We start from the raw sequence: 23,064 nt of genomic DNA, 5'->3' as shown, positions 1-23,064 counted from the left end.
ACGGTGCTGTTTCCGGCCTGTGTTCAACACTCAAGCGCGCCAATGGCGAGGGTACAATCACCTCCCAATTTCATGAAACCGGTTTCATTAAGGCGCAAAAAAAACCTGTCTCCCATACTAGTAGCAATGTGCAAATAATAATTATCCGCCTTTTCCTTGCGCCTATATCGTGAAACAGGTTTCATTTTTATGCAAATGTAAGTGCTTTCCTGAATTATAGTATCGGCAAAACGAATCTGTCAATCATTATTTCCATGCCAACATATTTCGTCACACCAGGCGAAAAAGCACGTATTACGCGGAAGTTCATCCGTGCAATGCGTGCTTTTCATTTCATTTTTGAGCATCTCTACGCCATGGTGTATTTGTATTATTCATCCAGCCCTTGAGGCGATGAGATCCTCCCCTCGCTTCACTGATATGCCGAGCGGCTTCCGGACTTAAAATACTTTCGTCGTCCACGATTCGCAGTTCCACGTATCCGTCACGACGTCGCGGTAAAATTCCGGTTCGTGGGAAATCAGCAGGATGCTGCCCTTATACGCTTTGAGCGCGCGTTTGAGTTCATCCTTCGCATCGACGTCCAGATGGTTCGTCGGCTCGTCGAGCACGAGCAGGTTCGTTTCGTTGTTGATCAGCTTGCACAGGCGTACTTTCGCCTTTTCGCCACCGCTCAGCACCGCAACCTTGCTCTCGATATGTTTGGTCGTCAAACCGCATTTGGCCAGAGCCGCACGCACCTCAAATTGCGTGAAGGACGGGAACTCCTGCCAAATTTCCTCGATGCATGTGTTATAGTTCGCTTCTTTGATCTCTTGTTGGAAATAACCGATTTCCAGCAAGTCGCCGCGCTGCACCGTTCCGTCCAGCGCCGGGATTTCGCCCAAAATGCTGCGCATGAGCGTTGTTTTACCGATCCCGTTCGCACCGACGAGCGCAATTTTTTGTCCACGTTCCATACGCAGATCAAGCGGTCTGGACAATGGCTCGTTGTACCCGATCACCAAGCCTTTGGTTTCGAAAATCAGTTTGCCCGACGTTCTCGCTTCGCGGAAATTAAACTGCGGTTTCGGCTTCTCGGCCGCCAGCTCGATGACTTCCATCTTGTCGAGCTTCTTTTGTCTGGACATCGCCATATTGCGCGTTGCCACGCTCGCCTTGTTCCGGGCCACGAAATCCTTGAGGTCGGCAATTTCCTGCTGTTGGCGTTTGTACGCCGATTCGAGCTGCTGCTTTTTCATCTCGTAAACTTCCTGGAAGTGGTCATAATCGCCCACATAACGGGTCAAATCCTGATTTTCCATATGATAGATCAGGTTGATGACGCTGTTCAGGAACGGAATATCGTGAGAGATGAGGATAAACGCATTCTCGTAATCCTGCAGATAACGTTTCAGCCATTCGATATGCTGTTCATCCAGATAGTTCGTCGGCTCGTCAAGCAGCAAAATATCGGGTTTTTCGAGCAAAAGCTTGGCCAGCAGCACCTTCGTGCGTTGTCCGCCACTCAGATCGTTAACGTCCTTGTCCAGGCCGATGTCGGTCAGACCCAGTCCTCGGGCGGTCTCATCCACCTTGGCATCAATCAAGTAAAAATCCTGATTGGTCAGCGTATCCTGAATCGTGCCGACGTCTTCGAGCAGTTGCTCCAGTTCCTCGGGAGTCACATCTCCCATTTTGCCGTACATGTCGTTCATCTCCTGCTCCATGTCGAACAGGTATTGGAACGCGCTGCGCAGCACGTCGCGGATCGACTGTCCTTTGCTGAGCACGGCATGCTGGTCCAGATAACCGACGCGCATGCGCTTGGACCATTCCACTTTACCTTCATCCGGCTGCAGCTTGCCCGTAATGATATTCATGAAGGTGGATTTCCCTTCACCGTTGGCTCCGATCAGACCGATATGCTCACCCTTGAGCAGACGGAACGATACATTGTTAAAGATGGCACGGTCGCCAAAACCGTGACTCAATTTTTCCACGTTTAATATACTCATCATGACACCTTTTCTATATAGACTTATTCTTGTATATTATAAGCGTTATGGGCCGCTCAACTCAATGGCAACTTCAAATGGCAAGCTTGTCGAGAATCGCGCCGTTCCCTCCACCTTCATCATCATGAAATTCCTCTGCCCATTTGCCTAAATCATCGGAATCCGTTAAAATTTTTCTTTGTATACGTTAAGCTGTCACTGGAACAATAAATAAGGTGTATACACACTAATACAGAACGGAGCTCTTCTGAACGAGCATCAGGTGAAAAGCAATGATTGAAGTAAAACGTTCCCCCATTGGAGGAAGCGGAGAATTTAACCGCGGCGTATTCGCCACGGAGGACATTCCAAAAGGAAAGCTGATCCATCAGGCGCCGGTCGTTGCCTATCCGAATGAAGACCACCATCACATCGATGAGACCATACTCGGAGATTACGTATTCGAGTACGGCACGAACCATACTGCGATGTTGCTGGGTTACGGCAGTTTGATTAACCACTCCTATGAACCCAACGCGACTTATGTCATCAATTTCGACAATCATTCCTTCGATTTCTACGCTTATCGGGATATTCGGGCGGGCGAAGAAGTGTTGATCAACTACAATGGCGATGAAACCAACATGGACCCGCTATGGTTTCTCGATGATTACGAAGAACGCATGCAGCAGTTGAATCAAGCCGAGCAAGCTGCCGAGCGCGAAAAAAACGCTGAATGACGGCCTTCTGAACCCGGGAAAGGGCGGAAAGTCCGGACAGCACAAAGCCCACATGAACCTCAAAGAAGACAGGTGGAATCGTACGATGATTCCTCGCCTGTCTTCTTTCGTATACCGTCGCTGCACCTATATCAAACGGAGGGTTCTACTCTTCGATCGGCGGATCAGCATGCAAGTCCACGTCCGGTGCCGTCTGCTTCCAGCGGAGGAATTCCACGCTGAAGTCGGCACGTTTCGGAGAGCATAGAAAAGGCCCCGCCTGTTTGCCTGTCGCATAGGCAAACCGCGCAACCCGGATCGTGCGCCATGGATGCTTGTCTGTTCTCGCGCGTATAATGACGGCATCGTTGCTCCAGGAAGCCCGGATCGTTACAATTTGACCTGCCCACTCGGGCACAGGAGATAACGACCAGTCGGAAAAATGGTCTGTCACCACCACCGCTGCATGGGGTACGCCGTCGTTGACCTCAATGCCCGCTTTGATCCACTGATGCTGGTCATGCCACAACATCAAGCCCGCCTGATCATACAATTCGGTAAACGATTTTAAGTCAAAGGATACCTCGACGGCATGGGCTCCGTCCCATGCGGCAAGCAAAGCATGGCCATTCCGGTGGCAAAAGCCGTAAAACGTGTTTTCCCAAAAGTCGCTTCCCTCTGCCGCCTCGACGATCAGCCGATCGGATTGCAAAGCCCAAGATGCGGGCTCCGTTGTCCAGGCTGCTTCCGGCCATTGCCCAAAATGATTCATTGACATATGTACATCATCCTTTCTTCGGCATTCCGGCATTTCTGCCCAACATTCCAAGTTCAGTATACCATCCATCCAATGTCCTGCGCGCATGCATGCATCAACGTGATGCGGCTGCCTTTGACAGGAATGGTATACTATAGATATAGTTAGTTTTACATTGTTGAAAGTAAAACATTTCGATTCCGATCCAAAGGAGCGTGGCAATATGCGCATATCCATTACCGATCTTGCTGCAGAGCGCCTGACCGCAGGCCTCGGGGAGCAGCCGGGTTATTTCAAACTTTTTTATGATACCGAAAATTGCGGATGCAACGGCGTGCTCGTCATCGACATCGTAGACCAGCCTGGAGCATTGGATGAACCCGTCGAAACGAATCTGGGCACATTTTACGTGGACCCCAAACAACAGCTTAACCTGGAGGAGAGCATGAAGCTGGATACCGAGCCCAACTATCCTTCGTTCAAGCTCAGCAGCGACTCAGGGGTGCTTAACGGCAACCTTCGCGTACGGGACGCTCGTGCCAGCGCGGTTGGAACGCCCGCAGCCATGAATGCCTGTGCCTTGCCATCCAGCAGATGATCTTTCTGCCAGCCATTGGCCTGGCCCATACCGAAACGGCTTTTGCGGCGACGCATGGCCGTTTTTTTATTTTCACACATTTTGTTTACAAGTCGGAAACATTTGGAGAAACTATTGACATCATCCTCTAGTATACTCGGTTTATAGATTGATAGAACCGAGGAGGATGCAGCATGACCCCATCAATGAATCGCACACGCAAACATAAATCCATCATCTCCGCCATTCTGGCCGGATCCGTCATTGCCGGGGCGGCACTCGCCGCCGTACCTTTCACGTTCGGCACGGCAGCAGAAGCTGCGAGCTCCAGCTTTGCCCAATTCCTGCACGACAATGCACCATCCCGCACGATCAAAACAGCCGGCAACGGCAAAGCTACGGTAACCAATCTCACGAGCACCGTCGTGCTGGTCAACAAAAAAAGAAACCTGCCGGCAAGCTATGAACCGAAGGATCTCGTCGTGCCGAACATCCCGTTCAGCTTCTCCGGCTCCAGCCCGAAAAAGCAGATGCGAAAAGCAGCCGCCACCGCGCTGGAGAAGCTGTTCGCAGCGGCCAAAAAAGACGGCATCGATATCAAAGCCGTTTCCGGGTACCGTTCCTATGCAACGCAAAAGTCAATTTTCGAACGCAATGCCAGCATTAAAGGCGAAGCCGTGGCCAACAAAACAAGCGCCCGCCCTGGACAAAGCGAACACCAGACCGGGCTCGCGATGGACATTTCCAGCGCATCCGCAGGTTACGACCTGCAGCAAAGCTTCGGCAGCACCAAAGAAGGCAAATGGCTGAAAGCCAATGCCCCGAAATTCGGCTTTATTATCCGCTACGGCAAGGATCAGGAAAAACTGACGGGATACTCGTATGAGCCGTGGCATGTCCGCTACGTTGGCGTATACATCGCAGGCGAAATGACGAAACAGAACCTCACGCTGGAGCAATATTTGGAGCGTGCCAAGTAAAAGTGACTGTGAATCAAGTACTTTTCTCGGTGAATAGAAATGATCCTATGATGGTCTGATCGTTACCACAAAACAAAAGGGAGAGAAAGGTCGGCGATCCGCCTTCCTGCTCTCCTGCAACGCTTCTTTTGACAGAGTGCGTCAAACCAAACCACTCTACGCACTGACGATGCGTTTGACAACTGCCGGGAGCCGTTTCATCCCTTCCGTCCCCGCCCAGGAGCCGACCCCAGCCAGCAGGGCATTATGAACCAGGTAAAAAGCTGCATGGTACGCCAGCGTACCCAGCACGATTTCCACGATGACAAACCGCTTCAACGTGGAGGATTCGATCACGTATACCCGAAATTCACGCGAGAATGCGTTGCTTTTAACTTGAGACAGCCATGCCTTCATCGGTCACCTCCACGGTTTATTTTCAGCGTATGGCAGCACCGACTTGTCTTATGCAAAAATTATACATACAAAAAGTAACCAAGTGTGCTATAGTGAGTTTATAATTCAACCAAGCGAGGTACATACGATGAGTGATTTGGAGAACATTATCAAAAACCGCAGGTCTGCCGTTATTTTCGAAGAAGGCGTCGACATCCCCGAATCGGAATTCCATGAGATGTTTGCTTTGAACAAATTCGCGCCTTCGGCCTTTAACCTGCAGCACACCCATTATCTCGTGCTGACGGACCCGGCACAGATCGAAAAAGTCCATGAAGCTTCCCAGCAGTACAAAGTAAAAACGGCTTCTGCCGTCATCGTCGTACTCGGCGATATCAACGCTCACCATCACATCCGCACGATCAACGAAGGTTTGCTGAATCTTGGCGCTATGACGCCGTTCCAATACGAGCAGGAATCACAAAGCGTCACCGAATTTTACGAAGCCCGCGGCAGATTTTTCCAACGCGAGGATGCCATCCGCAATGCCAGCCTGTCTGCCATGCAGTTCATGCTGATTGCCCAGGACCGGGGCTGGGACACTTGTCCAATGATCGGTTTCGATGCCGAGGAGCTGCAAAAGAGCCTTGAAATTCCCGATCACTATGTGATCTCCCTGGTCATCACGATCGGTAAAAAATCCGAAGCCAAGCAGCGTCCGCGCGGTTACCGCAAACCGATTAACGAGTATGTGAGTTTCAACAAAGTAAACGTGGAATAATGAATAACAAACTGAAAACAAACCTTGCCAAAAAGCCACGATCATCGTGGCTTTAAACGTTTCATATATAAGCTGCTCCGACAGATGAAATGCTTCGTCAAACTCCGCAAACAGGTACAATTGCCCCGCAGGCGTTTCCCCTGCGTCGAATCCGAGCCGGAAATTTCCGTTTTCTTCGAACGCCACCTCTGCCAAAATCAGTTCGTCAACGTCCTCATCGGGATGCAGCGCGCAATGTGTTCCAATGCGTCCTGAGTTGCGATGCCGTCGTGAGTTCAAAAAAAGGGCATGAAATTCATTTTAGTCCATGTTAGTATCCGAGTGGGCTTACATACACACAAGTCCATATACTTTCGGAAAGGGTTGAACCACGCATGTCCATTTCTCTCGAAACGATCTCACGTACCCGAATGGCTTATGTTCGTCAAATCGGACCCTATGGCCCTGCCAACAAACAGGCAATGGAAACCTTGAAAAGCTGGGCTCACGATCAACATTTGTTATCCGAAGCTTCCGTATTGTTCGGCATTCCGCAAGATGACCCTGCAACAACTCCACCTGAGGCATGTCGATATGACGCGTGCATCGTGATCAGCGACGATTTCGTTTTCTCCGGAAACGATCCCGTAAAGGAAGGAGAATTGGCCGGCGGAGATTATCTCGTATACCGAATCGCGCATACTGCGGAAGCCGTGATGCATGCCTGGACCAGCATTCCCGGTTTGGTTCGGGATCACGGACATGCGATCGCAGATGGCCCCGTGATGGAACGATATAAAGGGGAACTTCTTCTGCGGCATCAATGCGAGCTTTGCATTCCGGTGCGCAAGGACGCTAACCTTAGGTGAACAATTCCCATGTAAACATGAGTCATCGAGGCGCGCGAAGTTGTGGAATTTATCGAAGGCTTCGGTCAGGGGCCTAAATCCGCTTTCCAAGGAAAAATGAACATGCGATAACTTCACTTGCCCAATAGATCGTGCAGCCTCTTCTCATCAGAGAAGATCAGGAAGCGTTTCGCGCAGACCGCACTAAATCAAAAAAGAGCGGATCATGCAGGCAGAATGGCCTACGTGATCCGCTCTTTGGGTGACAAGCATGCGAGAATTAGTTGTTGAACGCCCAGTTGCCTTTGCGGAATACCGGCTCGATCGTGCCATCCGGCAATTCCCCGTCGATATCCAGCTCTGCGGAACCGATCATAAAGTCCACATGGGTCAGGCTGACGTTGCATTCATGTTTTAACAGCTCTTCGTTGTTCATCGTGGTGCCGTCCTTCATGCAAAACGGATATGCGCTCCCCACCGCAAGATGGCAAGAAGCATTTTCGTCCACGCCGGTATTGTAGAAAATGCGGTTCAGGTTCGAAATCGGGGAATCATGCGGCACAAGCGCCACTTCACCCAGATAACGCGCACCCTCATCGGTGGAAAACAGGTTTCTCAGATGCTCCTCGCCGGATGCGGCGCTGAACGCAACGACCTGTCCATCCTTAAATGTGATCTTGATCTGATCAACCAATTGGCCATTCAAATTCAGCGGCATCGTGCTGCTGACATAACCGTTGACCCCGCTGCGCTTCGGCATGGTGAACACTTCTTCGGTCGGCATGTTGGCGACAAAATAGTTACCTTCTTTATTCTCGCCGCCTCCGCCATGCCAGATATGCCCATCGACAAGCTCGATCTTCAGATCGGTGCCTGGCGCGCGATAGTGAAGGCTTTTATAGTTTTTGGCATTCAGGATGGCGTTCATGTCGTTCAGCGTTTTCAGGTGATTTTTCCAATTTTCCACGGCATCGCCGCCGTCGACGCGATTCATTTTGAAAATGGTGTCCCACATGACGCTGATCCGTTCTTCTTCCGGAATGTCGGCAAACACTTTGTTCGCCCACGCTTTCGTCGGCGCTTTGATCAAGCACCAGCTGATTTCGTGGTTGCGCGTGTATTTGGAAAATCCGCGGCGAGCGGTTGCCGCAGCCTTGGTTGCACGCGACACCTTGTCCGAATCGATGCCGTTGTACAGATCCGGATCAGGGACTTTGATCGTCAATGTTGCGCCGCCTTCGGCCGCGAACTTCTCCAGCATTTCCGCTTTCCAGGCCGGAAAATAATCGAAGCTGTCATCCGAACCGTGGATGAAACGGCTGCGCGTAATGATGTCGTCCTCGAAATCGACTTGCACGTATTTCGCGCCTGCGGCATAAGCCTTCTGTACGATCAGCCGGGTCAGATCCAACGTTTCAATCGGAGCCGTAACGATCAGCACCTGTCCTTTCTGAATGTTGACGCCGACTCGCACGACGAGTTCCGCATATTGTTCCAAAGATTGTTCAAAGCTTTGTTCAAATGTACTCATGATCATTTCACTCCTGATGGTAGTAGTCTGGGCTGCTAAGACACCCAAAAACTGCGTCTATAGAAACCACGCTTCGCTTCTCCGGATTGTTCTGCCTCTCCGTTAACGTGTGTAGATTTTTTTGCAGATTAACCGTTGCGTTTTTCCTGCTCGCGCAGCTCGATGCGCCGAATTTTGCCTGAATTGGTTTTGGGCAGGTCGGCCACGAATTCGACTTTACGCGGATATTTGTAAGGGGCCGTCCATGTCTTCACATGATTTTGCAGCTCTTTCACCAGCTCGGGCGAGGATTGGGAAGCGTCTTTCAGCACAACAAACGCCTTGACCACATGGCCGCGGATTTCGTCCGGACTCGCCACCACGGCACATTCCCTCACGCTCGGGTGTTTCATGAGTGCTTCCTCTACCTCGAACGGCCCAATCGTATATCCTGAGCTGATAATGATGTCGTCGCTGCGGCCCTCGAACCAGAAATATCCTTCTTCATCCACGCTCGCGCGATCCCCGGTTACGAAGTAGTCCCCGCGCAGGTTCGCTTCCTTGCGGCCTTCATCTTTATAATACTCACGGAACAGCGCAGGCATGTCTTTATGTACCGCAATGTCCCCTACCTCTCCGGCTGGCTGCGGCTGGCCGTCTTTGTCAATGACCACGACCAGACCTGGCGCGATGGACTGTCCCATGGAGCCAATCCGGACAGGAGCCCCGGAAAGGCTGCCGATCACCAGCGTACTTTCGGTTTGTCCATACCCGTCCCGAATCGTCAATTCGAAATGACGCCGGAAAATTTCGATTACTTCCTGGTTCAGCGGTTCGCCTGCCGACACCGCGCTGCGCAGGCTGGACAGGTCGAAATGTCCAAGATCATCCGTTTTGGCCATCAGCCGATATTCGGTCGGCGTGCAGCAGAGTACGTTGATGCGCTGCTGCTGCATTAACTGCAAGTAACGCTGCGGATGGAATGACCCGCTGTAGATCAGGCCGGTAGCGCCTTTTCCCAAGACGGACAGGAAGGGGCTCCAAATCCACTTTTGCCATCCCGGCGCAGCCGTAGCCCACACGACGTCCGAAGGCTGCACGTCCAACCAGAGCGTTGACGCAATCCGCAAGTGGGCATATGCCCAGCCATGGCTATGAACGACACCTTTCGGGTTACCTGTCGTTCCGGAAGTATATGCGAGAATCGCGATATCATCGCGATGCGTCTCCACGGCAGGCAGCACATCCGGCTGCCCCTGCATCAGCTGCTGAACATGCAGCCAGCCTTCGCCAGGCACAGCTTCGTCTCCTTGCGGTCCGGCAACGATACGGTGTGCGAGCGATGGCAAGTCGGCGTCGATTTTCTCCACTTCCGACGTCGTTTCGTTCCACACGATGACGGCGCGGGCTTGAGAATGGCGGAGACGATATTCCAAATCTTTGGCACGCAGCATTTCCGAAGAAGGAATAATGGCCATGCCAAGCTTCAGGCAAGCAATGTATATAACGTATGCGATGATCCGTCTGGGAACCATGACGAGCACCCGGTCGCCTTTGACGAGACCCAGGCTGCTCAGTCCGGCTGCAAGACGGTTCGCCTGTTTAAGCAGGTCACCATACGTGATCTCTTCCATTTCAGCCTGATCGCTGATCCAGCGAAGGGCAACCCGATCCTGCGGGTGGTTCTCCATCTCCGAGGTCATGTTATAGATTTCCGGCGAAATCCACTGTTGAAAATTCATGGTGAAGCCACTCCTTTGTAATTCCGTGGTATGAATCGGTGTACATTGTTCCATTATACCCTAAATGCTAGGACCTGGTGCCATGAACTGTGCCTAATCCGCAAAAAAATAAACACCGGTCAAATACATGCCTGCATGATCTTACAAATATGGTTTCGAAAAGAATGATATTAAAGCCATGTTAGAGAAATTCATTTGAAAACCATCGTTTCAACATAAAAGAAGCAGCCGTTACAGGCCGCTTCTGATAAATACTCTATTCATCTCGCCAAAATCGTTCTAGACGCACGTCATTCTAATTACCATGCATAGTTTCCGATTCCGTCCAATACCGCTTCAATGTCTTGCAGCTCCTGCGTCGTCAGCTCTGGCGCCTGCAAGGCAGCCACGTTCTCTTCGATCTGGGATACACGGCTCGCGCCGATCAAGGCAGACGTGACCCGGTCCCCGCGCAGCACCCAGTTCAATGCAAGCTGTGAAATCGTTTGTTCTCTGCGGGCAGCGATAGCCTGAAGCGCTTCGAATTTGGCAATGCGTTCATCCGTGTACGCTTCCGGACGCAGGCTGCCCGATGGGTTTGCTCGCTCCTCTTTGAGTTTGTCCACGTATTTGTTCGTCAGCTGCCCCCGTCCCAGCGGACAGAAGGCGATCGAACCCACGCCCTGCTCGTGCAGCACATCCTGCAGGCCATCCTCGATCCAGCGGTTCAGCATGGAATAATTCGGCTGGTGCAGAAGGCATGGCGTTCCCAGACTACGCAGAATGCTTGCCGCTTCCTTGGTCTGGTCCGCATTATAGTTGGATAACCCGACATACAGCGCCTTGCCCTGTCTGACGATATGGTCCAATGCAGCCATCGTTTCTTCAAGCGGCGTATTCGGGTCCGGTCGATGATGATAGAAGATGTCCACATAATCCAGCCCCATGCGTTTCAAGCTTTGATCCAGGCTCGCAATCAAATTTTTGCGCGACCCCCATTCGCCGTAAGGCCCCTTCCACATATAATAACCAGCCTTCGAAGAGATGAGCAATTCGTCGCGATAAGGCCGCAAATGCTTTTTGAGAATAATGCCGAAATTTTCTTCAGCCGATCCAGGCGGCGGACCATAGTTGTTCGCCAGGTCAAAATGATTGATGCCCAGGTCGAACGCACGCAAAATCATTTCTTCCTGAATATCCAAGGTGCGGTTGCCGCCGAAATTTTGCCATAATCCAAGCGCGATCTGGGGCAATCGGATTCCGCTTCTGCCTGAGCGGGCATATTTCATTTCATCGTATCGTTGTTCATTGGCAATATAAGTCATGAGCATCTCTCTTTTCTTTTCGGAATGGAAGCTACTTTTATCTTAGACATTCCACCCGGGACAACGGTATGGCATCACGCTATATTCATATGGAAAAATGATCGTTAAAGTACTATAATACCGATAAATGATAAACATTATATGATAATACATATGTCAAAATGCAAGATCACTACTTTTATAATGGAGCGTGCAGCCTTGATTACGTACATGTTTCGAAACGATCAATTTCAGGATCTCCAGCTGCTCCATTACGGAACAGAACCTTGTACTCCCCGCCATCACTTCGGTCCGGCGATGAGAGATTATTATAAAATCCATTACATCCTGGGCGGCAAAGGGATCTTCAGAGTCAACGGACAAACCCATGAGCTGCGCAAAGGACAAGGGTTCCTCATCGTGCCTCACTCGGTCGTTTATTATGAAGCCGATGCCGACGATCCATGGGAGTACAGCTGGGTTGCTTTCGAAGGAAATGCCTGCGAAATGCTGCTCAGTCAAGCGGGGCTCTCCGAGCATCAGCCCGTGTTCAGCCTGGAGCATGATGAAGAAATGCGCTCCTGCCTGCATCGGATCGTGCACGCCCGCGACACCCGAAAAGGCTGGGAAATCGGCATGCTTGGTTTGCTCTACCAATTGTTCTCCATCTTGGCCGCGTCTTCCGAACAACGCCATGAGAGCAAAATAGAACCTTTTACGAAAGACGCTTACGTCACGCAGGTCATCGATTTCATTGAAACGAATTATGCCAATGCCGTTACCGTGCAATCTATCGCTTCCCAAGTCGGCCTGCAGCGAAGTTATTTGTGCTCCTTGTTCAAGGAGCGAATGGGCAGCAGCATCCAGTCTTACCTCGTCCACTATCGCATGCGCCGGGCGGCGGAATTGCTGTTGGATCAAGGATTCACGATCGGCGATATCGCACGTTCCGTCGGTTACAACGATCAGCTGCTTTTTTCGAAAATGTTCAAAAAAGTGATGGGCAGCGCCCCTTCGCGCTACCGTGAACTAAAAAGCAGCACCTTCCCCCAACGAAACGGTTGACGGGGAGGTGCTGCTTTGATGAATAGTTGAAAGATTACATGGACACGCCCACGACATGTACCCGAATTTCGTTTACGTGCAGCCCGGTGAAGTCCTGAACCTGCTCGCAGACATTTTGCTGCAGCTTCCGGCATACCTCGTGCATTTTGCAACCGTAAGCGACAACGACGCGCAGATGGATGGAGACGCCGGATTCATCCATTTTAATGTCGATTCCCTTTTGCAGGCCTTTGCCCAGAACGCTCTTGGCGATGCCTTCCGACAAACCGGCCGACATCGATGCGATGCCAACCGTCGTTTGCGCCGCCATGGCCGCTATTTTCGATACGACGTCATTCGTGACATGGATCGTCCCCGCCTTTAAAGGCTGTGTTTCCTGTGCCGCCAGTCCATTCGTATTCTCTTCTTCGCTAAGGATCGATTGCGTTAATTCGTTCATGATTATCCACTCCATTTCTGCGTTTAGGCATTTTCCCATTTGTCTTTAAAGAATAATTGATAGATGCGAACCAGAATAATTTTGAAAGTCATGTAGACCGGGATGATGATGAGAATGGCGATGATGCCCCCCAGATCCCCGGCGCCCAGCACCAGAATAATGGTCGTCAGCGGGTGAATGTCCAGCTTCTTGCCAAATACATAAGGTGCAACCAGATTATCTTGAATCTGCTGAGCGACCAAAATAATGATAAGCGACCAGATCGCCACTGAAGGCGACTGGATGAGACCGATGATGACGATCGGTATCGCCGACACAATCGCCCCGATGAACGGAACGAAGTTCATGATCACCGCGATGACGGTCAACAATAACGCATACGGCAAACCGATGAACAAAAACCCGACATACATCAGCACGCCAAGAGCCAGATTCACGATCACTCGGCCCACAATGAAGCCGCTTAGAGCCTGATCGATTTCCAATACCACTTCGCGGCTGTCCTTCTGGAACCGTTTCGGCACGATATGAACCAGCTTGCGCCCGAATTTCTCCCCCTGCTTCAGCATGTAGAACAGAATGATCGGGAACGTAAACAAAATAATCGCAAAACTCGAAATGAGCGAGATCGCACTGGAAACATAATCGGTGACGAAGTTGAATCCTTTGTTTACATATTCGGTAATCTGGGACAACGGATTGGAGCTTTCAGGGAACAGGGTTGTAAATATCCCGCTCTGCTCCAGTTCCTTTAATTGCGCGCTCAACGCATTAATCATGTTAGGCGCGTTGTCCACGAGATTTTTCAGCTGATCCCTTAAGGACGGCCACAATCCAACGATGAACAAGGCCAGAATGGCCGCGGAGACCAGATAGATCAGCAGGATGCTGACGGTACGGTTGATCTTTTTCTTCTCCATATAATTCACCAGCGGCCGCAGCAAATAATAGAAGAATATCGACAGCATCATCGGAATTGTAATGACCGTCACCATGGTGACGAGTGGCTGAAAAATAAAGCTCACCCGTGACAACAGGTAGATGTTGATGAGCACCAGGGCAAGTCCGATGCTGATACGAACGAATGAATTTCCTTTAAACAAACATTTCCCCTCCAGCTATCCTTTTTATGGTTATCGGCCAATGCGTTTCTTTTCTGTATGGCCTTCCTATATAAACAGCAATAGTAATCACACTAGGCCACTGCAAGTGCAGCACCATCTTCCGATCGCTGTTATCCCCGGATTTTTTTCCAATCCCTTTTTTAAAGGGGAAATCCGGTGATAAGCCTATGCTTCCGATACAGCTTTCTTTCAGAAAGCTTTTAGGCGAACGCTTCGCTTCTCCAGATTGGTTCTGCCTCTCCGTTAACGTGTGGATGTTTTTTGCGGTTTATATATCTATCCTTTTTACCTATCCCATTCGGGTCTTTTGTCTTCTACGTTTGAACGTCCGTCTGGTCTCTCTTTTTTTTGTGTCAATATTGAAATATCCTATTTTCACACGACAGTCTCTCCATTTCGTTCGAATTCACCTTCATTTTTTCTTGATTCTACTACTTTTTTTATATGTATTTGGATGAAGCGGCATCATGATCAACATATCCGGAACTCCCCAATAATTGTAACATAATCCACTAGCAAATTCCTTTTCCCCAAACCGATCCCCATCGCCCATTCAAAGGCAAACCAAAAAGGCGCCACTTCTGCCGCGGCGTGGAGCCATGACATGATGGGCGCCTTTTATGTTTTTCTTTACCAACTGCATTTGCCCCGACGGGTTCAAACCAGTTTGGTGTACATGTTTCTCAAATAACGCCAGCGCACAACCGCAAAGTACGCGAGCTGCATGGACGCAAACACCAGGAAAATGCGCAGGCTGTGTCCCAGCACCGAGAAATCGACCAGCTGCTGCAGCGCCACAAAGGCGACGGAACTATGGAACACAGCAACCAGTAATGGCAGGAAAAACATCAATACGAGCTGACTGGTCACGATCTTTCGCAATTCGGGACGGCTCAGCCCCATCTTTCCGACCATACGATACTGCTGCTCGTCCCGATCCAGGTCCGCATACAACCGGAAGTAAGTAAAGCTGGCCGCAAAGGTGAAAAACACGATGCCAACCAGGCTGCTAAGTATGAGAATGATCCCGTTTGTTTGCTTCGAATGAAGCCAATCCAACACGAGCGAGGTCGGATAGAAGTACCCCTCGGAAGTTGGCGTGTTCTGGATTTGCTCCAGCAATTCCGCTGCAAAGCTGCGTGTACGCATCCAGTCCTTGACCACGAATTGCGTGATGGTCACCCCGTTATATTCGTTGGGATCGCCGCCAATATAAATGGGGAACAACCTGTCGTATAACTTATCCGAAATGACATAGATGGACGAATTGCCCTCAAACGGCAGCACGATCTCCGTGCCGGGCAGTGTTAACGTTACTTTTTGCCAAACGTCCTCCACGTTGAATTCAAGCGTTTGGCTAGTAAGGCTGTTCTCACCAGCCCGAATTTTTTTCCGCTGCTGCAAGCTGCCTGGCGTCAAAAATGCCTCTTGTTCCCCCAATTGCCTTTCCCCGTACCCAAGCGCGGAAGATAATCGGTTATAATCCTCAAGTTTGATAAAAATCTCCCCATCATACGTATACATAGGGACGTAGCTTCCCTTTTGATAAGAAAGTTCATGATCCACCAGCGCTTCCTCTACCATCCGGATATGTTTCGCTTCTGCCGCGGGATCGCCGGCCGCCTCATAACTGAATCCATATGGATTGGTCATGGCCGACAGTCCCGGATCCGCCAAAGCCAGCATCGTACCAATCCCCGTAAAAGAAGACGCCGAAATCACGGTCACCATAAAAAACATGACTGCATTATCCTTCATGCGGTAGGTCAGTTCTGATAGAAAGAGCAGGTTCGTTTTGCGAAAAAACAGGCCCGGACGTCTTTTCAACGCACGAATCACATATACGCTGAGCTGCGTAAAGAGCAGATACGTACCGACAATTACGGCCACCACGCTGCCCAGCAGCAGTGGGAAGGAAGGATTGTCCCATACGAAAACAAATACCCCCGCATAACCGGCTAGGATGGCCATTAGGGATAGCGATGCTAACCAAGGCGATGCTTTTGGCTCCGGTTTCGGTTTTTCTTCCGATTTGACAAGGTCGATCAACGTCCCCTTACGGATCAACAACGAAGAGGACAGCGCAATCACCGCAAACAAAGCAAGGAAGGCAAATGCGGTGAGCAGAATGGCCTTGCCTGGAAAATAAAAGGGCAGACCGTTCTCCACGGCCAGCATGGAGCCGCAAATGAGCAGAATCAACTTGGAAAAGATCACACCCAAACCGATGCCCGCCACCGTAGCCGCTGCCCCGATGCACATGTTCTCCAAAAACAGCAACCGATTCATCTGCCTTTTGGTCATGCCCAGAATCAGAAAAATTCCAAAATCCTTTTTGCGCGTTTTCAGAAATGAGCCGACCGAATATAACAAAAACAGAAACGAAAACACAAAGATGACGATCTCCGCTACGATCATTCCCTGATTCGCCAGCATCGTAACCGTGCTGTTCGAACCTTGCAATCCGCTTTTCAAGTCTGGATGAAACAACAAAAGCGCGTAGGTAAAAAAAATCATGACGGAAAACGTGCTGCTGAGAAAATGAGCGAGATAGATGCGCTTGTTCCGAACGACGTTGTTAATGGCGAACTGGCGAAAATTCATGTCCCGTTCCCCCCATCAAAGACAACACATTGATGATTCGCTGGTAGAACGCAGGCCGGTTGTCCCCGTAATGAATTTCGTTGTATAGCTGCCCGTCCTTGATGAACACGACCCGGCTGCAGTAACTCGCGGCCACCGCATCATGCGTAACCAGCAGCATCGTGGCCCGGTCCTCGCGGTTCCGGCGTTCCAGCATCTCCATCACGTCGCGGGCGGCCTTCGAATCGAGGTTTCCGGTAGGTTCGTCCGCAAGAATCAGTTTGGGCCCGTGAATCAGCGCACGCGCGATCGCCGTCCGTTGGGCTTGCCCGCCCGATATTTCGAAAGTACGCTTATCGAGAATGTCCGAGATTCCCAGCTTATCAGCCAACCTCGCCGCACGTTCGTTCATTTCTTGGACGGATACTCCGTCCAGCGTGAGCGGCAATACGATGTTTTCCTTCACCGTGAGCGTATTGAGCAAGTTGAACGATTGAAATACAAATCCCAATTCCCTGCGCCGGAACAAAGCAAGTTCATCGGCATGCAGCGCAAACGGATCACGTCCTCCAATGTTCAGTTCGCCCGAGGTCGGACGGTCGATCGTCGAGATCATGTTCAGAAGCGTCGTTTTGCCGCTGCCGGACGGCCCCATAATGCCTACGAACTCGCCCTCCTGAATGCTCAGATCGATTCCGGATAACGCTTCGTGAGATACGATGCCTTTATAAATTTTGCTGATTTGCTTGACCGAGCAAATTTCCATGATTTTAGAACCCCTTTCTTTCCAAAAATCGGCTTGACTCAAACCGCCGTTTTATCGAAACGCAGTTTTCTTTGCTGATCCCAGTCTATCGAAGTTTCCGCTATTCTCCTATGGATTAACCTTTCACGATCATGACATTGTTGTAAGGTTGCCACAAAAGAAAAACGTCCGCGCCTTGTATAGGCACTGACGTCTTCTTGGACAGCGTGTTTCCTAACCGCTTTAACTTTCAAAACGAATCCGTACCAATGTACCTTCCCCCCGGACGGATTCCAGCTCCACCGAATGATTCATGCGGGTCAGCACTTCCTTGACGATGTACAATCCCATGCCGGTAGATTCTTTGAAGTGCCGACCGTTCTCCCCAGTGAAAAAAGGTTGAAACACCCGGTTCAGGTCCGATTTCGGAATGCCCACGCCCCGATCCTGCACCTCCAAAATCACGGCATGCTCCGCCCGGTAAGCTCGCAGCTTTATTTTCTGTTCGCTGCCTGCGGAGTATTTAATGGCATTGGACAACAATTGGACCAGAACGAAGCGCAGCCATTTGGCATCAGACTGTACGACCAGATCGTCTTCGATCTGCATGTCGGGATAAACATGGCTGCGAATAAAAAAACGCTTCAGTTCATGAACAGCGTCTTCGCCCACCGCCTTCAGCCGTACGGGTTCGACGCTGAAATCCTGTTCGAACGTCTCCAAACGCGCGACATACAATACGTTCTCCAATCCTCGCCGGAGTTGGTCGGCTTCCTCGCGAATGCTTGCAAGCCGCAGATCGTCATCCTCCTGACCCTCCACGGTCAACTCGATGACGGACAGCGGTGTTTTCATCTGATGCACCCATTGGTTCATGAACGTCAAATATTCTTGCTGTCTTTGCTCCATCCCGTGCAGCCTTGCATGGTAATGGCCGTATTGGGAGTCCATCAGTCGGTCCAATGCCTGCGTCAACGGGGCGGTTTCGTTTAGAGAGACGAATTCCTGCAAGGAAGTCATCGGTCTGGACATGCGCCGATAAAACTGGCGATGCGATAAATAACGATAGCACAGATAGCCCGCATACAGAAACAAACCCAGAAAAGCCGCATATGCAGCGGTAAGCCAGTGATCATACCCGTCATACCAGAATACGGCGATGACGGCGAGCAATATGGCAAAGATCCAAACCGTCAACGCGATATGTTCCCGGATGAACAGCCTCATGGTTCCTGAACCGTTTTCCAATGGTTGATTAACCGATATCCGGAACCCCTTACCGTTTCCAGCGCGTCCGAAATGCCAAGCTCTGCCAAGCGTTTGCGAACACGCGTAACGTTAACGCTAAGCGTATTGTCGTCCACAAAGGAATCGTCCCACAGCTTCTCCAAAATCGTCTCCCGGCTCACCAGTTTGGGACTGCGGCGCAACAGCGTCTCCAGCAAAATCGTTTCTTTTTTCGTGAGCTGGACTTTGGCGTCGCCCCACTGAATCTCCATGCTTTCAAGGTACAATTTCAGACCGTCCAGCTCCACGGTGCGTTCTTCATGCCTTGCCGCGTAGTCGCCGTAGACCCTCCGCAGCTGGCTGCGGATTTTGGCCATGACGATCTCATGCTCGAAAGGTTTGGTGATATAATCGTCAGCTCCGTTTTCGAGCGCCATGACCTGATCCATTTTGCCGCTCCGGGCCGAAATAAAAAGGATCGGACATGTGGAAACCGTGCGGATCTGCCGACACCAGTAAAACCCGTCATAGCTTGGCAAATTGATATCGAGCAGCACAAGATGGGGCTGCAGCTGCTCAAACTGCTGTAATATTCCTTCGAAATCCAGCGCCTTTACGGCCCTGTCCCCGTATCGTTCAATATGCGAACATAACAAACCCGCAATTTTGGGATCATCTTCGATAACCATTATGGTATACATCAAGCAGTACCACCTTTAACTTATATCATCTATATAGGTTGAACTAGAAATTTACACAAAAACGGAGGGGGCAAAAAGAATCTGCAGAAGCGGAGCTAAAAGCTTTCTGTAAGAAAGCTCCATCGAAAGCATACGCTTCGTGTTTATCACCGGATTTTCCCTTTGAAAAAGGGGATCAAAAAAATCTGGGGATAATAGCGATCGGAAGATGTTTCGCAATCCACTCCAGCACAAATCATATCACAACTGTCACATCTGGCAACCTAACAGCGCAAATAAATAAGCGAAGGAGCCCCTGTGCGCATAACAAAAAGTGCCGAACAAGCCCCCCATGCACGCGGAAAGCTGCCCGGCACGAATGCCTTCGTTCCATATCCTCATCAGATTGCCTCAAATGTTACATCAACGTGCTTCCACCTGTTTGCGCCAGTTCGTAATGTCTTTATTCAACTGGGTCAGATCGCCGGAAGCCTGCCTTTCGTCCGACAGGCCCGCCTTCCGTTTCAATGCCAAAATGCGATAGACGCTCTCGTCGATGCGGGATTCGTCGAGCTTGCCTTTCTTTACCGCATCGATCAGCGTATCAAAAATCGTCTTTGCGCTTTCGTAACTGTGGGCGACGAGCAAAATATCGCTGCCTGCACGGACAGTTGCCAGGGCGGCTTCATCCAGCTTGAAGTTTTTGGCGATGGCTCCCATGCTGAGATCATCCGTGATGACGACGCCTTGATAATTGAATTTGCCGCGCAGATGTTCGCCGATAATGACGTTAGAGAGCGATGCCGGGTACTTGGAATCAAGCTTCGGAAATAAAATATGGGCCACCATGACCGCCTCGGCGTTCTCCTTGATCGCCGCTTCAAAAGGGATCCACTCCAGCTTTGCCAATTGCTGCTCCGTTTTGTTTACCACGGGCAGCTCCAAATGGGAATCGACCGACGTATCCCCGTGACCGGGAAAATGCTTCACGACCGGAATGATGCCCTCGCTGCGCAGCCCCTTCATCTCGGCCACGCCCAGACGGGACACCAGCTCAGCCGTGCTGCCGAATGAACGGTCGCCAATGACCGGGTTATTCGGGTTGCTGTTTACGTCCAGCACCGGGGCAAAATCGAGATTGAATCCGGCAAGCTTCACCTGCCTTGCCAGCAGCGTGCCCATCTCTTCTGCAAGGCCTGCGTCCTTGGTTTTGCCCACCTTTCCATTGGAAGGAATCGACTTCACCTCATCGGGCATGCGGCTTACCTTGCCGCCTTCCTGGTCTACACCCATCAGAATGGGAACAGGATTGGAACGGTTCGCTTCTTTAATGGATTGCACGAACTTCGCTGTTCCATCCAGCGTTGTCACGTTGTTCGCATATAAAATAATGCCGCCAACCTTTTGGTCTGCAATCATGCGGCGAGCCTGGTCATCCAGCACAGTGCCTTGAACGCCGGCGAGGATCATTTGCCCCACTTTTTCCTCCAGGGTCATCTGATCCAACTGCTCCTGAACGGGATCATGGTTCTCCTGGGATGGCGTCGTGCCTTCCTCTGACTCGTTCCCGGGCGAGTTCCCCGCTTCCGGTTGGGAGCCGCTCCCGGCAGATCCGGCTTGGCCGCTGCTGTTCCCGGTTCCTTCCTGGCCTGTACCGGCATCGGGACTGGCCGAAGGATTGGGTTGCCCGGATTGTCCGCAAGCTGCCAGCATAATCATCGTGCCCAGCAGCAGGAATAGAACGAAACCCCTGTATCTCTGTCTCGTGCGGTGGTTCTGCTCGTTTTGCTTCATATTCAATGTATGTTTGCCTCCTTGTGCGTATCGTGAAGCGAATCAAAGGTTCAGGCCTACCATATCATATGTATCCGTTTTTTCAAAACCAATCTCCCTTGTTCCACCTGACCAACACGTTGCATGGGTGTAACGGTCTGGCAGACATTCACGTTATTCGAAGCGCGGGAACCGATCCCTGGCGGAATGTGCTTAAGAGCGTGCGCGGAAGCTTGGTTTTCTATTATGAATTTTTCATATATTGAAATTATCATTATAGTCTCGTAAAATAGCCGCCAATACGGCGGCTGTACGTTGGTTTTCCTTTAATTCCATCGTAATCCTTCATCCGGGTTAAATTATATCTTCGGAATATACTGGCTTCGAACCCGCAGCAATTTTCCCGACGAGGGAGAAAGCACATCCGGATCCGTGCCCAGACCGAAGTAGAAATCACCGTCATATTCCTCGAACGATTTGGCGTACGTGTCCTGTTTAAAACGCAGCACCTCGTTCCATGTGTCCAAATCGGTCGTTTGGTATACCCGGTTGATATATGAGTTGGCGCTTAACCGCGTATACGTCAAAACGTACACTTTGCCGTCGCGAGCGAGCACATCCGTCGGCAAAGCTTTTGCATCAGGCAGCGCAACCCTTCGGGCCTGATGGATATCCGTCATAACGTTCAACGATTTGGGCAGCAGTTGATGGTCGTTGAATACGCTGCCAATAATGTAGACCAGTTTGCCGTTGAAATTCACCTTTTTGCCGATTTTGTTGTACGGAACTGTCCCTTGCTGGTACGTCAGCCCAGGGAGCAGGTTTTTCCCGTACACCACCACTTCTTTCTTTTCCAGCTTTGCGTTGATTTCCAGAATGTTTGTTTTGTCGCCCCATATTTTGTTGTCCGGATACAACATGGCGGAAGCATACAACTTGCCGTTGATTTCGAACAGCGAATAGGCACGCATTCCGAGCGCATTCATCGTTGCAAACACCTGCCAACTTTCGCCCATGTCGTGGGAAACAAGCACTGTCGGTTTACGATCCGTACCGATGGCGGCAAATAATTTTCCTTGATACAATGCCATGTCATATACATGAATGCCCGAAGGCAAATTGCGGTATTTCGTCCAAACGTCCCCGTCCAATCGATAGAAATTGCCTAATGACCATTCTTCACCGTCCGAATCATTTCCCGGAATATACAGTTTGCCGTCAAGCACTTTGAATATGTCAATCTGCTCTTCGTCGACTGTCATTTTGGGCGCAGACTTCAGGGAGGGGTTGCTGCTTTTTACCGATTGGGTCGTAAACGACGAACCTGCGGCATCATAGTAGATGATGGGAATGGGCCCCGCATTCGGAGATGGACCAGTGTTGCTGCTGTTTCCAAAGCCCAAATAAATTTTCCCGTTGTACAGCTGCATATCCCAAACGTTGTTGGCATAAGGCGCTTTGTTGAACGGTTTGCCCAGAAATTCGATTTTGGAAGTCACGTCGGACGAAGGCCCCGGAATGCTGGATACCTTTGCCTTAGCCATTACCTGCTCTCCCTGCGGCGGCAGTTCCTGCGGTACATGTGATTTCGTCTGAAATTTCCCTGCCGCCAACCATCCCAAGCCCGCGGCAATGGTCAACATGAACGCAATCCACTTGCTATTGCTCTGCATGTCCACTTCCTCCTTCTTGCGTATTCTCATTGATTCCGAGCTATAAACGATACATTTTGTATCCTTTTATACTATGTGAAACCGTACATGCTTGCAACAAAGTCCGCCCACGATGCGCAAAAAAGAGGCAAACTATCCGCTGCCGCCGATAGCTTTGCCTCTTGTAACGATTGCAATATACGTGATACCCGCCTACTTGATAGACAGCTGTACCCCCTCATTCCCGTC

The 23,064-nt window shown here is 50.6% G+C and carries 20 protein-coding genes; 6 read left to right on the top strand and 14 right to left on the bottom strand.

Annotated elements, in window-relative coordinates:
• Positions 1-440 precede the first annotated feature (440 nt).
• Complete coding sequence (locus L6H98_RS22180) at positions 441-1,997, bottom strand: ABC-F family ATP-binding cassette domain-containing protein (RefSeq protein WP_236419650.1); 1,557 nt, start codon at positions 1,995-1,997, stop codon at positions 441-443.
• 272 nt (positions 1,998-2,269) lie between these two features.
• Here L6H98_RS22180 and L6H98_RS22175 point away from each other — a divergent pair, with 272 nt between their 5' ends.
• Complete coding sequence (locus tag L6H98_RS22175) at positions 2,270-2,716, top strand: SET domain-containing protein (protein ID WP_236419576.1); 447 nt, start codon at positions 2,270-2,272, stop codon at positions 2,714-2,716.
• Between the two features lie 145 nt (positions 2,717-2,861).
• On the opposite strand, the gene L6H98_RS22170 is transcribed toward L6H98_RS22175, so the two are convergent.
• The gene (locus L6H98_RS22170; RefSeq protein WP_236419574.1) at positions 2,862-3,473 is read right to left on the bottom strand and encodes a DUF1349 domain-containing protein; all 612 of its coding nucleotides are present in this window, start codon (positions 3,471-3,473) and stop codon (positions 2,862-2,864) included.
• 202 nt (positions 3,474-3,675) lie between these two features.
• Between L6H98_RS22170 and L6H98_RS22165 the strand changes: the two genes are divergently transcribed.
• Both L6H98_RS22165 and L6H98_RS22160 read left to right on the top strand, forming a co-directional pair.
• On the top strand, positions 3,676-4,050 hold the full coding sequence (locus L6H98_RS22165; RefSeq protein WP_236419572.1) for an iron-sulfur cluster biosynthesis family protein: 375 nt from the start codon (positions 3,676-3,678) through the stop codon (positions 4,048-4,050).
• Positions 4,051-4,223: 173 nt separating this feature from the next.
• Positions 4,224-5,009, top strand: a complete 786-nt coding sequence (locus L6H98_RS22160) for a M15 family metallopeptidase (protein WP_236419570.1) — start codon at positions 4,224-4,226, stop codon at positions 5,007-5,009.
• Positions 5,010-5,165: 156 nt separating this feature from the next.
• Here the strand turns inward: L6H98_RS22160 and L6H98_RS22155 are convergent, their stop codons facing one another.
• Positions 5,166-5,405, bottom strand: coding sequence for a hypothetical protein (locus L6H98_RS22155; RefSeq protein ID WP_236419567.1), 240 nt, complete (start codon positions 5,403-5,405; stop codon positions 5,166-5,168).
• Between the two features lie 127 nt (positions 5,406-5,532).
• On the opposite strand from L6H98_RS22155, the gene L6H98_RS22150 reads away from it, so the two are divergent.
• Positions 5,533-6,165 carry a nitroreductase family protein gene (locus tag L6H98_RS22150; RefSeq protein WP_236419565.1) on the top strand — a complete coding sequence of 211 codons (633 nt, stop codon included), beginning with the start codon at positions 5,533-5,535 and terminating at the stop codon, positions 6,163-6,165.
• Positions 6,166-6,539: 374 nt separating this feature from the next.
• Entirely contained in the window at positions 6,540-7,013 is a 474-nt protein-coding gene (locus L6H98_RS22145; protein ID WP_236419563.1) for a GyrI-like domain-containing protein, read from the top strand.
• A 259-nt stretch (positions 7,014-7,272) separates the two neighbouring features.
• Here L6H98_RS22145 and L6H98_RS22140 read toward each other — a convergent pair whose 3' ends face one another.
• The 3 genes from L6H98_RS22140 to L6H98_RS22130 all read right to left on the bottom strand — a co-directional run bounded on the left by L6H98_RS22140 (position 7,273) and on the right by L6H98_RS22130 (position 11,548).
• The gene (locus L6H98_RS22140; RefSeq protein WP_236419562.1) at positions 7,273-8,523 is read right to left on the bottom strand and encodes an aminopeptidase; all 1,251 of its coding nucleotides are present in this window, start codon (positions 8,521-8,523) and stop codon (positions 7,273-7,275) included.
• 128 nt (positions 8,524-8,651) lie between these two features.
• Positions 8,652-10,244 carry an AMP-binding protein gene (locus L6H98_RS22135; protein ID WP_236419560.1) on the bottom strand — a complete coding sequence of 531 codons (1,593 nt, stop codon included), beginning with the start codon at positions 10,242-10,244 and terminating at the stop codon, positions 8,652-8,654.
• Positions 10,245-10,543: 299 nt separating this feature from the next.
• Positions 10,544-11,548, bottom strand: a complete 1,005-nt coding sequence (locus L6H98_RS22130; RefSeq protein WP_236419558.1) for an aldo/keto reductase — start codon at positions 11,546-11,548, stop codon at positions 10,544-10,546.
• Between the two features lie 198 nt (positions 11,549-11,746).
• On the opposite strand from L6H98_RS22130, the gene L6H98_RS22125 reads away from it, so the two are divergent.
• Entirely contained in the window at positions 11,747-12,592 is an 846-nt protein-coding gene (locus L6H98_RS22125; RefSeq protein WP_236419555.1) for an AraC family transcriptional regulator, read from the top strand.
• 34 nt (positions 12,593-12,626) lie between these two features.
• Here L6H98_RS22125 and L6H98_RS22120 read toward each other — a convergent pair whose 3' ends face one another.
• The 8 genes from L6H98_RS22120 to L6H98_RS22085 form a co-directional block, all read right to left on the bottom strand.
• Positions 12,627-13,031, bottom strand: a complete 405-nt coding sequence (locus L6H98_RS22120; RefSeq protein ID WP_236419553.1) for an Asp23/Gls24 family envelope stress response protein — start codon at positions 13,029-13,031, stop codon at positions 12,627-12,629.
• Between the two features lie 23 nt (positions 13,032-13,054).
• Entirely contained in the window at positions 13,055-14,134 is a 1,080-nt protein-coding gene (locus L6H98_RS22115; RefSeq protein ID WP_236419551.1) for an AI-2E family transporter, read from the bottom strand.
• Between the two features lie 678 nt (positions 14,135-14,812).
• The gene (locus L6H98_RS22110; RefSeq protein WP_236419549.1) at positions 14,813-16,759 is read right to left on the bottom strand and encodes an ABC transporter permease; all 1,947 of its coding nucleotides are present in this window, start codon (positions 16,757-16,759) and stop codon (positions 14,813-14,815) included.
• The gene (locus L6H98_RS22105; protein WP_236419547.1) at positions 16,734-17,504 is read right to left on the bottom strand and encodes an ABC transporter ATP-binding protein; all 771 of its coding nucleotides are present in this window, start codon (positions 17,502-17,504) and stop codon (positions 16,734-16,736) included. The genes L6H98_RS22110 and L6H98_RS22105 overlap by 26 nt, the downstream gene beginning before the upstream one ends.
• A gap of 222 nt (positions 17,505-17,726) precedes the next feature.
• Positions 17,727-18,710: a sensor histidine kinase gene (locus tag L6H98_RS22100; protein ID WP_236419545.1), complete on the bottom strand. Its 984-nt coding sequence runs from the start codon at positions 18,708-18,710 to the stop codon at positions 17,727-17,729.
• Positions 18,707-19,411: a response regulator transcription factor gene (locus tag L6H98_RS22095; RefSeq protein WP_236419543.1), complete on the bottom strand. Its 705-nt coding sequence runs from the start codon at positions 19,409-19,411 to the stop codon at positions 18,707-18,709. Before L6H98_RS22095 ends, L6H98_RS22100 begins: the two co-directional genes overlap by 4 nt.
• Before the next feature lie 402 nt (positions 19,412-19,813).
• Positions 19,814-21,184: a beta-N-acetylhexosaminidase gene (gene nagZ, locus L6H98_RS22090; RefSeq protein WP_236419648.1), complete on the bottom strand. Its 1,371-nt coding sequence runs from the start codon at positions 21,182-21,184 to the stop codon at positions 19,814-19,816.
• Between the two features lie 338 nt (positions 21,185-21,522).
• Complete coding sequence (locus tag L6H98_RS22085) at positions 21,523-22,836, bottom strand: hypothetical protein (RefSeq protein WP_236419541.1); 1,314 nt, start codon at positions 22,834-22,836, stop codon at positions 21,523-21,525.
• Between the last annotated feature and the right edge of the window lie 228 nt (positions 22,837-23,064).

Source organism: Paenibacillus sp. JJ-223 (assembly GCF_927798175.1).
Lineage (GTDB): Bacteria > Bacillota > Bacilli > Paenibacillales > Paenibacillaceae > Paenibacillus > Paenibacillus hubeiensis.
The sequence above is the reverse complement of the archived record's forward strand: the minus strand, read 5'-3'. Positions and strand labels throughout refer to the sequence as shown.